Here is a 13956-nt window from a genome sequence, read left to right as displayed (position 1 = left end):
ACCGTGAAATATTCATCTTAATTCTCAGAATTTCGGTAAAGAGCCCTTTGAACATGATGACAAAGCCTGTAATCGGTTTGAATTATGTCAGAATGAATGTACCAATCACTGCGGAATGTGAGATTTTTATTATATTCAACCCTTCAAAGATTTAATATGAAGAAATTTGCAACAGCATTTGTATTTTCCGCCGTTTTTGCAGCAGGTCTGCACGGCCAGACCCGTGATCAGATAACGGCAGCCATTATGGACGAAACCTATCAGAACTCCCAACTGGAACAACTGGCGTATGAGCTGCTGGATGAAATTGGTCCGCGACTGGTGGGCAGTCCGAAAATGCAGCAGGCCCATGACTGGGCAGTAAAACGCTTCGCCGGCTGGGGAATCGGTGCACGCAATGAACAATGGGGCGAGTGGAAATCCTGGGAGCGGGGCACTTCTACAATAGAAATGGTGCACCCCTATTCAAAATCTCTGGAGGGAATGCAGCTGGCCTTCAGCCCGGCCACACCTTCACGCGGAATCACCGCAGAGGTCATTGCGCTGCCTTATTTCAGCAGCAAAGCAGAATTCGAAGCCTGGTTGCCCGGAGTCAAAGGAAAACTGGTCATGGTTTCTCAGTATCAGATCACCGGCAGACCCGATTATAACTGGAAGGAATTTGCGACTCCCGAATCTTACGAAAAGAAGCAGCAGGAGGTAAAAGCTGCCAGTGAAAAATGGCAGAATTCCATCAGACAAACCGGCGAAACCTCCCGTACCATGAATGCTACACTGGAAAAAGCAGGCGCTGCCGGCATTATTTCATCGTACTGGTCCGGCGGTTTTGGCGTCAACAAAATCTTTTCTGCCGGAACCAAAAAAATTCCGGTGACGGATATTTCGCTTGAAGATTACGGCCAATTATACCGGATGATTCAGAACGGAACCACTCCAAAAGTAAAAATAACGGCCCACTCCAAAGACCGCGGCATGGCACCCACATTCAATACCATAGCCGAGATCAAAGGAACCGAGAAACCGGATGAATACATTATTCTTTCTGCTCACCTGGATTCCTGGGACGGCGGAACCGGAGCCACAGACAACGGCACCGGAACCATTACGATGATGGAAGTAGCCAGAATCCTGAAAAAAGTGTACCCGAATCCCAAACGCAGCATCATTGTAGGCCTGTGGGGCAGCGAAGAGCAGGGACTGAACGGCTCCCGCGCGTATGTCTCTGCGCATAAGGATCAGATGCCAAAAATTCAGGCGGTATTCAATCAGGACAATGGAACCGGACGTGTGGCCAGCATCAGCGGACAGGGCTTTCTGCATTCTTATGATTTCCTGGGTCGCTGGCTGAAAGCAGTTCCAGGGAATATCACCAAAGACATTAAAACCACCTTTCCGGGTACGCCGGGCAGCGGCGGTTCAGATCACGCTTCCTTTGTAGCAGCGGGTGTACCAGCATTTATGCTGGGCTCACTGAACTGGAGCTACGGCAATTATACTTGGCATACCAACCGGGACACTTATGATAAAATTGTTTTTGATGATGTAAAAAGCAATGTGGCACTCATCGCCATCATGACTTACATGGCAAGCGAAGATCCCCAAAAAGCATCTGCAGAACGCATTAATATGCCCGTTAATGAGCAGACCGGCGCCCCTGCCGAATGGCCTTCGGTGCGAGAACCTACCCGCCGCGGCGGCGTGGATTAATCCGCAAAAAATACTCTGCAGCCTCCCGGAAATTTTCACGGGAGGTTTTTGTTTATCAGAAACTGTTAAAAAAGGCCATCCCAATCAGAAATGGCCTTTTCACAGATTCATCATTTTATTCCGGCGTTACAGGTTGTGCTTCACCGGTATTAAGCCCTTCAAACAAATCCGGGAATACCGCCTGAAACACGAAATACATCACTACCATCAAAATGATTAAAATGAACAAAATGACCACCCCTTTTGGTGGTGAGTTTTTCCCTGTAGCCATGCTCCTAAATTTTAATGTTACATCAAATTTGCATCATTTTTTCCATAATGATGTTACATAATATCTGCTGAAGTTATGACAATTTTAAGGTAACGGATGCGCCTTATCTAGGCTAAATTTGCTATTTTTGTACATCTTTCACTGAAATAAGAAAAACATACAGAAATAATGTCACAAGCAAAAATCTTTTACACCCTTACGGACGAAGCTCCCATGCTCGCCACCCATTCTTTTTTACCAATCGTAAAAGCCTTTACCAAACCCGCTGCCATAGAGATTTCCGTTCCGGATATTTCGCTGTCCGGCAGAATTCTGGCCAATTTCCCCGAAGTGCTTACCGAAGATCAGCGCATCCCGGATTACCTGGCAGAACTGGGTCAGCTGGCCACTCAACCTGAAGCCAACATCATTAAACTTCCGAATATATCTGCCTCTGTACCGCAGCTGGAAGAAGCCATTGCCGAACTTCAGGCTCAGGGCTATCAGCTTCCGGATTACCCGGCAGAACCGAAAAACAACGAAGAAAAATCCATCAATGCGCGTTATGCCAAAGTTTTGGGGAGTGCCGTAAACCCGGTACTTAGAGAAGGAAACAGTGACCGCCGTGCGCCGAAGTCGGTAAAGGATTACGCCAAAGCCAATCCGCACAGAATGGGAACATGGACCGCAGACTCCAGAACCGAAGTAGCCCATATGACCGAAGGTGACTTCTACGGAACCGAAACTTCTGTTACCGCAGAAAATGCCGGAAAGTTCCGCATCGTTTTCTATGCACAGGACGGATCGGAAAAGGTTTTGAAAAATTATGCTCCCCTGCAGGCAGGTGAAATCATCGATTCATCTGTGATGAACATTTCTGCACTGAAATCATTTGTGGAAACCGCTATGGCAAGAGCCAAATCGTCAGATGTACTCCTTTCCGCTCACCTGAAGGCTACCATGATGAAAATTTCTGACCCCATCATCTTCGGAGCAATTGTGGAAACCTACTTCAAAGACGTTTTTGAAAAATATAAAGATACTTTTGCCGGCCTGGACATCAATCCAAATTTTGGTCTGGCGACTCTTTTTGAGAAAATCAGCGGTAATGCACAGGAAACTGAAATCAAGGCTGATATCGAAAAAGCCATTGAAAACGGACCGCGCATTGCGATGGTAAATTCCGATCAGGGCATTACCAATTTCCACGTCTCCTCAGACATCATTGTAGATGCTTCTATGGCAGCACTGGTACGCGGCGGCGGCAAAATGTGGAACAAAGACGGCAAGGAAGAAGATACAGTATGCATCATTCCGGACAGAACCTATGCCGGTTTCTATGACGCAATTGTGCAGGATATGAAGAAAAACGGTGCCATAGATCCCAGAACATTCGGTACGGTACCCAATGTAGGACTGATGGCCCAAAAAGCCGAAGAATACGGTTCACACGATAAAACATTCCAGATTACAGGCAGCGGAACGGTGAAGGTGGAAGATGAAAACGGAAATGTGCTGCTGCAGCAGAATGTGCAGAACGGCGACATCTTCAGAATGTGCCAGGTGAAAGACGCTCCGATTCAGGACTGGGTAAAACTGGCCGTAAACCGGGCAAGACTTTCAGATACACCCGCTATTTTCTGGCTGGACAAACGCAGAGCCCATGATGCGCAAATGATTAAGAAAGTAGAAAAATACCTGCAGGATCATGATCTTACCGGACTGTACATCCGCATTATGGATGTGAAAGATGCCATGCTGGAAACACTGAAACGTGGCCGCGAAGGAAAAGATACCATCTCTGTATCGGGAAACGTACTCAGAGATTACCTCACCGATATGTTCCCGATTCTGGAACTGGGCACTTCTGCCAAAATGCTGTCCATCGTTCCCCTGATGAACGGCGGTGGCCTGTTTGAAACCGGTGCGGGCGGTTCTGCACCAAAACACATAGAGCAGTTTATAGAAGAAGGCTACCTGAGATGGGATTCACTGGGTGAGTTCCTGGCGCTGCAGGCTTCGCTGGAACACCTGGCACAGACGCAGGACAACAGCAAAGCGCAAATTCTGGCTGATGCACTGGATGCAGCAAATGCCAAATTCCTGCAGAATGACAAGTCGCCGGCAAGAAAACTTGGCGGACTGGATAACAGAGGATCACATTTCTATCTGGCCATGTACTGGGCAGAAGCTCTGGCCTCCCAAACTGCAGATACTGATCTGGCCGCAACCTTCAAACCGGTAGCGGATGCCATGAAGAGCAACGAACAGAAAATCAATGATGAACTGATTGCTGCACAGGGCAAGGCGCAGGAAATCGGCGGGTATTATCGTCCGGACACGGCTAAAACGTATGCTGCCATGCGTCCGTCCGCTACACTAAATACCATTGTAGACGGCATTTAAAAAAACCGGGATGCCCGTCATCCTGATGTTACTCATAGGATCGCCCTTTCAAATATTTGAGAGGGCGTTTTTTGTGGGATGATGAAAAAATAATGAGCGTTTGAAAGGCGAAGGTGAATGCATTAATGCTGATGCGATTCGGAATATTAGCGTTTCATGAACAGGTCGCTCCTACGGAGCTTTTTAGAGCGGGACATTCATCGATCTATTGACAGGTTGCTCCTACGGAGCTATGGGATTAGTTATGTAAGTCAAATCGTTCTGGTGGCGCTTTCCGGAGCGGGATATTCTCAGTTCTATTGAAAGGCCGCTCCCACGGAGCTTGCTGAAATGCGACGTTTCAATTTCTATTAACAGGCCGGCTTGATGAAACGCGTCATTTCTAATTCTATTAACAGATCGCTCCTACGGAACTAGTGGAAACATCAGATGATGTGTGCTTTGCAGGTTAAAGGTAACCTGTTGATGCATTTAACCAGCATTGTAAATTCAACATTATCGAAAGTTTCGGCATTCAGAAATTTTAAAACCACTTATCTTTACTTCATGAAAAATCTGTTTTCCGTCACCAGGATTCCTGCTGCTTCCATGAAGATGCCTGTCAGCGATGAGTTTTACCACGTTCTTTTGCTGGATGGGACGGGAATCATCACCGTGGATTTTGTGGAATATGCGTTCAGCGGAAAGACCGCCTTCTTCGCTTCGCCCTTCCAGAATGTCACCCTACACACCCGGGATGCTGCTGAAATTGACCTTTTGAAATTTCACGGTGACTTTTACTGCATTGAATATCATAAAAAAGAAGTGGCTTGCAACGGACTTTTGTTCAATAACATTTACCTCTTCCCCCATTTCCCCGTATCAGATGAAATATTTGCCGAACTGCAGGATTATTTCGGTAAAATCAGTTCACTGGAACACGACGAAGCATTTTCTGATGCCGTACTCCGGTCTTATCTGCAGCTTATCCTGGCCATCAGCAGCAAGGTGAAAGGTAAATTATTGCCCGAAAAAAATCTGGCTACAACCCGTTTGCAGGAACTGACCGATTTTCAGAATCTGGTGGAAACCCATTTCCTGAAAGAAAAAAGTCCGGCATTCTATGCAGACTTGCTGCATATTTCGCCAAATACTTTAAGCAAAAAAATAAAAGCAGAATATCACAAAACACCATCGCAAATTATTCAGGAACGCGTAATCCTGGAGGCCAAAAAACAAATTCACCTCACCCGGAAATCCATCAAGGAAATTGCTGCTACACTGCATTTTGAAGATGAATATTATTTCAGCAAATACTTTAAGAGACATACCGGCATCTCGCCCACACAGTTCCGCGAGAAAACAGGAATTTCCATCGTAGCCGATTTGTAGCCGATTTGTAGCCGGCAAGATATTGCTATCTGCCACCACACATCCGGATTTTTCCATCATCCATCCATATTTTTCCATTGATTACAGTCTGCAGCAGCTGTAATTTTGCCAAAAAGAAAAATATGAATCAAATTATCCGGCTTCTGGCCCACTCCCAACGTACATTCATCAACCTCATCCGCATCGGCATATTCATTGTAATGGCCTGGATTGGCGGCCTGAAAGCATTTCAGTATGAAGCCGACGGGATTATTCCGTTTGTGGCCAATTCGCCTGTGATGAGTTTTTTCCTGAACTACAGCAACGATGATCCGGACAATTACAAACTCCATAAAAACAAAGAAGGCGAAGTGGTGCCTGCCAACATAGAGTGGCACCAAAAGAATGGCACTTATACCTTCTCCTACGGACTGGGCACCGTCATCTGTGTTATTGGTATTTTGGTTTTGCTGGGAATCTGGTTTCCGAAGGCCGGTCTTTGGGGCGGACTGCTCACCTTCGGTATGTCGCTGGTCACCCTTTCATTTCTGGTGACAACGCCAGAAACCTGGATTCCCAATCTGGAAGGTCCGCAGCACGGATTCCCCTACCTTTCTGCCGCCGGAAGGCTGGTAGTGAAAGATGTCATCATGCTGGGCGCAGGACTTGTGGCAGCCTCAGAAAGTGCCAGCCGCCTGCTGAAACGCTGATTTTTGATTGGGCACAACGAAACAGAAACTTCCCGCAGCCACCGGTTACGGGAAGATTTTTTTTAAATATATTTACAAAAAAATACGTTTGAAAAATCTGTTTTGTATTGCTGTCCTGCTTTGGTGCACCTCCTGCGTTTCGGTGAAAACGTACAATGAACGTCTGGAAACCCCTCTGGCGCCGGAAAAACTGCATCAGGATACCGATTATGCGTATCAGAAACTCCAAAAACTGCACCCTGAACTGTACTGGTATATTTCCAAAGAAGAGCTTGATGAAAAATTTGCCCGTGTAAAAGCCGGCATTGACCAACCGCTGAATCCGGCCGAATTCTACACCAGACTGGCGCCGGTCATCAGCGAGGTAAAGCAGGGACATCTGCGTCTGGTTCCGCCCTCCAGACGCCTCACCAGAGCCGAGACCCGGGATCTGGAAAAGCAAAAAGGCCTCCTGAGCCGCTACAATTTCCTGGTAGACGGCGACCGGATTTTTGTAAAAGACAATGCAGACCAAATTCCCGATATGAATGTGGGCACGGAGATTCTGAGCATTAAAGACATTCCGGTGAAGGAACTCCTGGCGAAGTACCGTCCGTGGGTAAACAGTGACGGCGAAAATCAGACCTTTCAGAAATACTCGATGGCACGGAGATGGCCGGTTTTCTTCACCCTGGAACATGGCATTCTGGACAGTGTAAAACTGGAAACCCTCTATAAGAATGAAATAAAGACATTCTACCTTCAGCGGGAGAAAATGACAAAAGAAGAGCTGAAAAAAGAAGAAGCACAAAACAAAAAACTGACCCAAAGCCAGCCCGGCAAGGTGAAAGATTACAACATCCGGACCCGCAGCTTCAACCGGAATCTGCAGTTTCCCACGGCCGACAGTACCATTGCCTACATGAAAATCAAAACCTTTTCCGGCAGGCATTCTCGTAAATTCTATAAACAGAGTTTTGAAATCCTGAAAAACTCGCCGGCGGAACATCTGATTCTGGATGTACGCGATAATCTGGGCGGTTCACTTTCTGAGATCAACAATCTGTATTCCTATCTGGTGGAAGAGGAATTCCGCTTCATTAAAGACATTGAGGTGACCTCGCGTTCAGCCATGTTTCAGGCAGCTTATTTCTCACAAATACCCCGGTTCATTTACCCTGTGGCCGCCGCTGTTTACCCCGTTTACCTGGCCGGCACAGCCCTCTCCGTAAAGCAGAAAGACGGAAGATTCTATCTTCGGAACAACGGGACCTTCGCCCTGAAAAAGCCGAAGGACAACAATTTTAAGGGAAAAATTTATGTACTGGTCAATGGCAGCAGTTTTTCGGCGGCTTCCATTTTGCCTGCCAAACTGAAAGGCGAAGGCAGAGCAATGATTATTGGCGAAGAAACCGGCGGTGCCAATGACGGCACGGTAGCCGGAAGATACGCCCGCGTAAAACTTCCTCATTCGAGGCTGGGTATGCCCACCGGACTGATGCTGATACAGCCGGACATTCCCTTCAGTCTCACTAAAAAAGGGGTGATTCCCCATCATGAAATAGTGCCCACTCCCCTGCAGGTTCTCGCCAAAAAAGACATTCAACTGGAATGGGTGATGGAACACATCAAAGCGCAGGCGCAGCAACCTTTTACAAACGAAACTAAGGACTGAACTTCCTCTAAAAAAAAACAACGATAGTAAGTTCGGGACGTTGATTCTTCAGAGGTTCGGATACCCGCTTACTTTCTGAAGATATATTTTAAATAATCAGAAATACCGTCTCCGTTATAATTGTAATCATCCTCAACAATGACTACAAGCCTGCTGGCTGTCAATTCCAAAACTTTGGGTTCAGTAGTATCAATGAATAATTTGTTTTCAGCCGGATGGTACGTATCGCTTTTGGTTTCAGCAACATGAACACATTCCAGACCGATGGAATTATAATCTTTGACGATGTATTTGCCATCTTGTGTAAATTCATAAGTGCTCTTTTGCTTACAATCGTCGGGTAAATATTCCGAAAAAACGGTGGTAAGATCAGCGCCGGAAACGGTACTTGTTTTTTCCATTTTCCATATGCCTGCAACACTGTTTGTTTCAGCAGGCGCATCCTGATCCGCTCTGCAGGATAGCGCAGTGACCAGAATCATTGCCAAGAGTATTCTTTTCATCAAGGGTTTTAAAATTTAAGGCATCAAAAGTATCATATTTTGTTTTAGTAACCGAATTTCTACCCACACAGACCGGAAGATTTTAGCGAAACCTTTTTCTAACTTTACACTACAGAACCTTTAATAGTAAGGTTCAGTGCGATGTAGTATTTGACCTAGTTCTATAAAATTACAGCCAATATCATAAGTGTCTTTGGAAGACTTGAAACGTTGGCTAAATTACAAAAAATGCCAATGCAAACAGCATTGGCGGCATACGAAGACGGAACTTTCAACTTAGACGGAACTCCGCTCTTTTGCCAAACTGCTTGTTATTATATGCCGTTTTTCTTTTTTAGTATGGTCTGCCTGTTCACCGTTAGCTTCTTTTTTCTGTTTTTCTTATACACGATTGTAAATAGTATGGCAGTTAAAATAGTCAAACCTCTAAAAAGGTTTGCTTTTACATCGCCTAATGCTGAATTATCCACTTCAAATAAATGCCAAGAAAGGTTCATTAAAGTATGTGTAAAAATGGGAACCCATAAATTGTAATTCCATTCTACATACAGCCAGGCGAAAAAGACAGCACCAAAGAAAGTTATTGCGAAAATTCCGAATAATTCACTTATGTTTTGACTCTGATATAAATGTCCCGAAGCAAAAATTAACGCACCAAAAAATATAGCAGGAATAAAGCCAAAATTTGTTTTTCGGAATAGCTGTCCAAATAGGAATCCTCTAAAATAAAGTTCTTCCATAAAACCTGCAACAATAGTCCCTGCAATTAAATTTTCAATATCAATTTGCTGGCTAAATTTGAAAAAAGACAATCCGCCTAAAAACATAGGTAATGTAAACAGAATACTTGTCCACACGGCAGTTAAAATGTTTGCCGAAAGTCCAAAGCTTTTAATAATTGAAGTCCTTTTGTCGATTAGAAATGTTCCTAAGAAAATTGGTATTCCCACTATTAAATACGACAATATATAGCTAATCAAGCCTTGTTGAGTTATTCTGTCAATTTCAATTTTTAGTGATTTAAAATTTGAAAAGAGCAAATAGTATGTCGCAAAACTTATAAAAATGAGAAGAATTATTTTTAATGTCTGATTTGGCTTCATTTTTTAGTTCGGTCAAGGTTCGGATTGGATAAAATGGCATATAACGGTTTCGGGCTTTGCGTTTGGGCGGGATGTCGAAGCACAAATGCTGATATTATTACTAAAGTTCAATTGAAAAACTGCTGTTGAATTTTGCACTTCAGACCGCCTGACGCAAAACCCTTGTGCTTGTTGCACAACTCCTTTTCCAAAGTTAAACTATTTTTTGATGGCGACGGGTTTTTGTTGAAAATAATCGTGTAAAATATTGTTATCCAGTTGGTTATGGTAATGATTTATTGTATCACCCGAAAAGTTCACCGAAATGCCCAAATTCTACCCGTACCAGGGATGAATTTGTGGTTTTGCCAGAACCATCTCATCAGAACCGTTACAGCCCTCGTATAAGCCCACCTGAAATCCCGAATAATTTTCCCACCGTAAATCAAAACCTCCCCAAAATCGCTTCTGAGGAGGTCATTTTTTACACATTTTGGCCATTATTTGCAGAAAATTGGGGTTGTGCAACGGCGACCGATGTTGTGCATAGTGCTCTATTGTTCAATCAGTTCCTATTTTATTTCATTTCGTAGTTCTCGCCAATCCAAATCCAATAAAGCCCCTTGCAGAGAATAGAGATAATAACATTTTGGAATAGTCTTCTCAGGATATTTATCACATATTTTTTGATAAGCAATTTTTGGTGTCATTTCTGCCAAGTCAGCTAATGTGAAAACCCCAATTTCATTGAGCTTTTTAGCAATGGCTATACCAATGTTTTTCGCTTTCATTATTCTACGGGTTTTGTGTAGGTTACAATGTCAATTCCAATTCCGTTTGGGTCTTTGATTGCAAAATGTCTGTCTCCCCAAGATTCGTCTCGAATTTCGATTTCAATTTTCACTCCTTTTTCTATTAACTTTTTGTAAATGAAATCAACATCATCAACTTCAAGGGTTAAGTAAACTCCTTTTCCGTCAAATTTTGTTTGAAATAATGGTTTTTGACTGGGATGATTTGGTTTTAAGAAACTGATTTCACCTGTTTGGTTTGGAGTATGAAGAAGTAAATAAAAATCATTTTCGAAACTGACACCAAAGTCTAAAATTTTCGTGTAAAAAGTTTTTGTTTCTTCTAATTTTTCGGTAATAATTCCTGCGTTAATTTTCATATTTTTAAGATTTTGTGCATTTGAAATTCCAAAGAGTAAAACAAATGCGGTTAATAATAATTCTTTCATTGTCAATGATTTTGTTGCTACAAATTTAGGTTGACAAGAAATCGAAGCATTGTAAAAAACGGACAAACTTAACGGAAGGCTTCAGAAGGTGTTACTCCATAATATGTTTTAAAGTTTTTAATAAAATGGGCTTGGTCAAAAAATCCAACATCAAAGTAGAGTTTATTTTCTTTAAGACTTTGTTTTGAGGGTTTTGCATTCAAAATGTGCTGAAACCGTACAACATTACTAAATGATTTGGCGGTAGTGCCAATATGGAAGTTGAAAATTCTACGAAGTTGCCGAGGACTTAAACCTGTATTCAAGTCTTTTTCAGTATCTAAATATCCGTTTTTCTGAAAAATCAGGTTTAGTGAATCTAAAAAACGGTGGTCATAGTCAATAGCTGATTTTCTTGAAAATCCGATTATCTTTTCGTTTAGGATTTTTGTAATGGTTTCAAAAGAATCCGAAGGCTTAATTACTGATTTAATCCAATTGGAAAAGTTGGGTAGGATTTTGTTTAATTCTTGGGATTGATTACTCAAAGTTTTGGCATTGACATTGAACAAAAGAGGAAAGGCAGAAGGCAAAAACCGAACACCGATATAATCAAATTCTTTTCCAATCTGGAACTGAGTATACTTTCGGCAAAATCCCATCACAAAATTTTCAGTTGGCTGTTTATGATTAAAAAATATGTCGATACAACCATCAGATACCACTCGATAATCGTAATCTTGGTTTAGAGTTTTTTGTGTTTTAAGTTGCCAAAAGCAGTACACAAAATTCTCAATTTCTTTATTTGGCTGGATTTCTTGATAGATTATCCCATAATCGTTTCCCGAAACTGCTGGTTGAATCGGTTTGTAATATTCTCTTATAGTTTTCAGTTCATTCACTGCGTTTTTTTCGCATTATGCACAACGTTTTCGGGCTTGGCGAAGGTGGCTATTTTCACCGCAAATGTTGATGCGGAGAACCAAACTTTGATTAACCACAAATGTGTCTGCGGAGCACTGAACCGCCACTTTTGCCAAACTGCTGTTAGCGGCTGTGATTTTCATTCCAATCTAGTTTTGTGATTTTATTTCCTTGTATTATTAATACAGATATTTCTCTGTCTAAACCTGTTCCGTAATGGTCTAAGTTTATTAAAGTATAATTACCATATTTGTTTGTAATTGGGTCGTGAGTATATAAATCGTTAAAAAATAAAGGATTTACAATTTCTATTTCATTTTTCTTAATTTCAGCAATGAATGTTAGTTCAGAAAGGTGAACTATATATAAAACTTTGTCTTGGTAATTAAATGATGAAAAGATTTGAACACCGTAAAAGTCAATTTTTTTCTCAAATGCATTTGATTTGTCGGTATAACCTAAAGCCTCTCCTTTAACTGTTTTTCCAATTTCATTTGATTTTACAAAGGTTAATTTAGTTGGGTCAGATATAGTTTTTACTTCTGTTGAGCCACCGCCGTGTCCCAAGTGAGCTAATACATTATAACCGTCTGCGTTTTTAATAACAGAATTTGCACAAGTAGATTCAGTAAAAAATGTTTTTGAAGTTGATTTTTCAAAAAAGTAAACTGTTCCACCCCATTCTCCAAAACAATCACCGTAAACAATGAAGTTTTCGTCTTCAAATAGTTTTGGTTGATTTTTGAGCGGAAAGTTGTCTTTGAATTTAGTCCATTTACTTCCATTCCATAAGAAAATAGTGTTTCCTGATATTCCGCCTAATTTATTGTCAATTACCCAATGATATTTGAATTGTTTAGTGTTTAATTCCGCCTCTAATTTTGTATTACGTTTAAAGTTGTCAAGATGAAAACAAGCAAATTTTCCATTTTCAAAAAGCGAAACGAGTGAGTTTTCATATATGACTGAAAAAGACTTAGGAAAATTTTTCACATTATTTTTTTCTTCTTCATCATTTTCATATTTGCCATTGAAATATGGATTTTTTATTACTAGATGAGTTGTGTCGAATTCAATATAGTTGTCGCTTACGGAAACATTAAACTTTTCTTTGAAAGGACTTAAATATAGACTGTCACTCGTTATCAAAGCATCTCCCCAAGTTTGTTTTTGGAAGTGTTCAATAAGTTTCCTTTCGAGTTCCAAATGTTTGTCTTGTGCAAACGCTGAAATCGAAATTCCGAAAATTAATAATATGTAGAGTCGTTTTTTCATCATAGCCGCTAACGTTTTGCAGCTACCCGAAGGTGGCGATTTCGAAGCACTTCACTGTCAACCAAACAGAAACTTTGATAAATGCACAAAGCTTGATTTAACCACTGAACCGCCACTTTTGGGTAGCTGCTGTTATGGGCTGGGCTTTGTTTTCTTTCAATCGTCAACGTAATTGTTTTACTATTAGCTGTTTCCAATTTGTTTTATTTTTTGTCTTAGTCTCTCAGCTTTGGTCATTAATTCTTTGAAATATTCCGCATCTTTTTCTATTTCTTTAAAATGTTTTCCTAAAATCTCTCTCTTGTTTAATGTGTCATACAATTCTGCCCTGTTGTAAATAATTCCAAATCGGTCTTCATCAATGTTATTAATATTTTTTTCAATTTCAGAAATTAGCATTTCTCTAAACTCAATTTTGGCGAATTCCATATCAAGCAATAAACCACAAGCTCCATCTATTTCATCAAAAAAATTTGAAGTCAAAGCGATTCTAATTATTTCTTTGGTTGAAGGATATGGAAAGCGTCTTAAACCAATTCCATCATCATCAGCGTCAAATAACTCGAACAGGTATTTTTCCCATTTTTGATTGGTCGTTTTGTCAATAAAAAGTTCACACTGCCATCCTGAACTTTCGTTGAGTGGTGTTAGTCGGCTTAACATTTTTTCAACTAAATCCTGGTCTTCTATGAAAATTCGGTCAGTCATTAATTTCTGTCTATAGTTTTGGTTTACTTTCTGGGTTTTTAGCCTTGCCCATAACGGTCCGCGTGTATGTGTCAGGAGCGGATTAAAAAGCCGAAACTTTCAATTTAGCTATGACATAAGCAAAACCATTTTTTATTTGCTAATTTACATTTTTTGAGCGGATAAAAA

The 13956-nt window shown here is 41.6% G+C and carries 13 protein-coding genes; 5 read left to right on the top strand and 8 right to left on the bottom strand.

Annotated elements, in window-relative coordinates:
- Positions 1-156 precede the first annotated feature (156 nt).
- Positions 157-1707 (top strand): M20/M25/M40 family metallo-hydrolase, encoded by a 1551-nt coding sequence (locus LKO26_RS00065; protein WP_227585755.1) that lies wholly within the window; start codon positions 157-159, stop codon positions 1705-1707.
- 115 nt (positions 1708-1822) lie between these two features.
- On the opposite strand, the gene LKO26_RS00060 is transcribed toward LKO26_RS00065, so the two are convergent.
- Positions 1823-1978, bottom strand: coding sequence for a hypothetical protein (locus LKO26_RS00060; protein WP_227585754.1), 156 nt, complete (start codon positions 1976-1978; stop codon positions 1823-1825).
- 168 nt (positions 1979-2146) lie between these two features.
- On the opposite strand from LKO26_RS00060, the gene LKO26_RS00055 reads away from it, so the two are divergent.
- The 4 genes from LKO26_RS00055 (at position 2147) to LKO26_RS00040 (ending at position 8077) form a co-directional block, all read left to right on the top strand.
- On the top strand, positions 2147-4363 hold the full coding sequence (locus LKO26_RS00055) for an NADP-dependent isocitrate dehydrogenase (protein ID WP_227585753.1): 2217 nt from the start codon (positions 2147-2149) through the stop codon (positions 4361-4363).
- Between the two features lie 546 nt (positions 4364-4909).
- Positions 4910-5734 (top strand): helix-turn-helix domain-containing protein, encoded by an 825-nt coding sequence (locus LKO26_RS00050; protein WP_227585752.1) that lies wholly within the window; start codon positions 4910-4912, stop codon positions 5732-5734.
- Positions 5735-5856: 122 nt separating this feature from the next.
- Entirely contained in the window at positions 5857-6423 is a 567-nt protein-coding gene (locus LKO26_RS00045) for a DUF417 family protein (RefSeq protein WP_227585751.1), read from the top strand.
- A gap of 88 nt (positions 6424-6511) precedes the next feature.
- Entirely contained in the window at positions 6512-8077 is a 1566-nt protein-coding gene (locus LKO26_RS00040; RefSeq protein ID WP_227585750.1) for a S41 family peptidase, read from the top strand.
- Between the two features lie 68 nt (positions 8078-8145).
- Here the strand turns inward: LKO26_RS00040 and LKO26_RS00035 are convergent, their stop codons facing one another.
- The 7 genes from LKO26_RS00035 to LKO26_RS00005 form a co-directional block, all read right to left on the bottom strand.
- Positions 8146-8565: a hypothetical protein gene (locus LKO26_RS00035; protein WP_227585749.1), complete on the bottom strand. Its 420-nt coding sequence runs from the start codon at positions 8563-8565 to the stop codon at positions 8146-8148.
- Between the two features lie 329 nt (positions 8566-8894).
- Positions 8895-9683 (bottom strand): CPBP family intramembrane glutamic endopeptidase, encoded by a 789-nt coding sequence (locus LKO26_RS00030; RefSeq protein ID WP_227585748.1) that lies wholly within the window; start codon positions 9681-9683, stop codon positions 8895-8897.
- Positions 9684-10234: 551 nt separating this feature from the next.
- Positions 10235-10453, bottom strand: coding sequence for a TfoX/Sxy family DNA transformation protein (locus LKO26_RS00025; protein WP_227585747.1), 219 nt, complete (start codon positions 10451-10453; stop codon positions 10235-10237).
- Positions 10453-10833, bottom strand: a complete 381-nt coding sequence (locus tag LKO26_RS00020) for a VOC family protein (protein ID WP_227585769.1) — start codon at positions 10831-10833, stop codon at positions 10453-10455. Before LKO26_RS00020 ends, LKO26_RS00025 begins: the two co-directional genes overlap by 1 nt.
- Positions 10834-10970: 137 nt before the next feature.
- Positions 10971-11783: a DUF6597 domain-containing transcriptional factor gene (locus LKO26_RS00015; protein ID WP_227585746.1), complete on the bottom strand. Its 813-nt coding sequence runs from the start codon at positions 11781-11783 to the stop codon at positions 10971-10973.
- Between the two features lie 145 nt (positions 11784-11928).
- Complete coding sequence (locus LKO26_RS00010) at positions 11929-13083, bottom strand: hypothetical protein (protein WP_227585745.1); 1155 nt, start codon at positions 13081-13083, stop codon at positions 11929-11931.
- A 180-nt stretch (positions 13084-13263) separates the two neighbouring features.
- Entirely contained in the window at positions 13264-13788 is a 525-nt protein-coding gene (locus tag LKO26_RS00005) for a hypothetical protein (protein WP_227585744.1), read from the bottom strand.
- Between the last annotated feature and the right edge of the window lie 168 nt (positions 13789-13956).

The sequence above is a fragment of the Chryseobacterium sp. MFBS3-17 genome, assembly GCF_020687745.1.
Taxonomy (GTDB): Bacteria; Bacteroidota; Bacteroidia; order Flavobacteriales; family Weeksellaceae; genus Marnyiella.
This window is presented reverse-complemented; position numbering and strand designations above follow the sequence as displayed.